At 44.4% G+C, this 1,655-nt stretch carries 3 protein-coding genes; all 3 read right to left on the reverse strand.

Going from position 1 to position 1,655, the window contains the following annotated elements; translation table 11 throughout:
- Positions 1-368 (reverse strand): dephospho-CoA kinase (coaE, locus tag Q0241_RS04525; RefSeq protein ID WP_299373790.1); only part of this gene is annotated, 368 nt, incomplete at its 3' end.
- Positions 369-416: 48 nt separating this feature from the next.
- Positions 417-1,265, reverse strand: coding sequence for a shikimate dehydrogenase (locus Q0241_RS04530; protein WP_299373793.1), 849 nt, complete (start codon positions 1,263-1,265; stop codon positions 417-419).
- Positions 1,266-1,655 (reverse strand): Maf family protein (locus Q0241_RS04535; RefSeq protein WP_299373796.1); only part of this gene is annotated, 390 nt, incomplete at its 5' end.

Consider the following 1,655-nt stretch of genomic DNA (forward strand, 5'->3'; position numbering starts at 1 on the left):
AACCTGTCTCCGCCTGTTTCAAAAAGAAGAGGTATATCCAGAACAACTAGTTCTCTCCTTTGTCTGGCATAACGATCTATAAAACGATGCATCTTTTGTCGGACGAGGGGGTGTAGAATTACTTCCAGCTGTTTTAATTTTTCGGGCTGCCCAAATACGGCATCACCGAGCTTTTTGCGATCGATTCCGTTTGCTGTCTCGGTTTCAGGAAAAAGATTAGAGATTTCCTTAACTGCTGCACCATTTTTACTTATCAATTGATGAACTGTGGCATCAGCATCATGCACAGGAACTTTCAATAGCTGAAACATCTTCGCAGCGGTCGATTTCCCCATTCCAATTGAACCTGTAAGTCCAAGAACATGCATTAAAATAATCCGTTCCCGATACAATAAAACCCGAACAACAGCCTGATACTATCCCTCTAGAACAAATTTGCGCAGATCCTCTGTCACCACTGGTTTTACGCCAAACCAGGCCTCAAAACCAGGCCTTGCTTGGTGCAATAACATACCGAGACCATCCACAATTTTATTGCCTTTTTTCTCGGCCAAACCAAGAAGAGGGGTAATCAAAGGTGCATAAACAACATCGGTAACCACACAGGATTTTGGCAATTTATCCAGTGATAATGCCAAAGGCGGTTGGCCTGCCATACCAAGGCTCGTCGTGTTTACCAATAAATCACAACCGTTAAGGACATCATTGCGATCTTCCCAATCAGCAACCGTAATCATGCTATCAGCACCTGATGATAAATCTGCCGCAAGAACTTCTGCGCGCTCTCTTGTTCGGTTCACGAGAATTATATTTTTAACACCAGCATCCTGAAGGGCAACAATGACCCCACGGGATGCGCCGCCAGCACCTAAAACAACTGTTTTAGCTGTAGAAAAATCAAGGTTTTCAGCACCTTGTCTCAAGTTTTCTATAAACCCAAACGCGTCAGTGTTAGAACCATAAGAACGTCCACCTTTGAAAAAAATCGTATTAACAGCTCCAATTCGTTTCGCTAGCGGATCAACCTCATCACAGAATGCCAACGCAGCTTCTTTGTGCGGGACTGTGACATTCACTCCACCAAACCCGGAATACATCAATCCCTTCAAAGCGGTTTCAAAGTTTTCAGGTTCAATGGCAAGGGGGAGATAGGCACCATCTATCCCCAGCGCTTCCAACCAATATCCATGTAATCTCGGGGATTTTGAATGGGATATAGGCCAACCAATTACCCCGGCCAAACGGGCTTTGCCAGAAAGAATCATCTAAGCCAGAATCCTGTTGTGTCGAAAAAACGTGAGAAGAGGGAGAAGCGGAAGCCCCAGAATAGTAAAATAATCCCCCTGAATTTTATGAAAAAGCTGTGCACCGATACCTTCCAGTTGGTATGCCCCAACAGAAGAAAGGGCCTCATCTCCCAGTGCATTTAAATACGACATTATAAAATCATTATCTAAATCACGCATTGTCAGAGAAGCCGTTTCATTGTGGTGCCACAACCTCTCGCCATTTTTGACCACACAAACAGAACATTCCAACTGATGGGTTTTCCCGGATAAAGCCTTTAGATGTGCTACAGCATGATCCAGATCTGTCGGTTTATCAAACCAGACCCCGTTACAATTGAGCATCTGGTCTGCGCCAATGACAAAAGA

Source organism: uncultured Kiloniella sp., assembly GCF_937128705.1.
Lineage (GTDB): Bacteria > Pseudomonadota > Alphaproteobacteria > Kiloniellales > Kiloniellaceae > Kiloniella.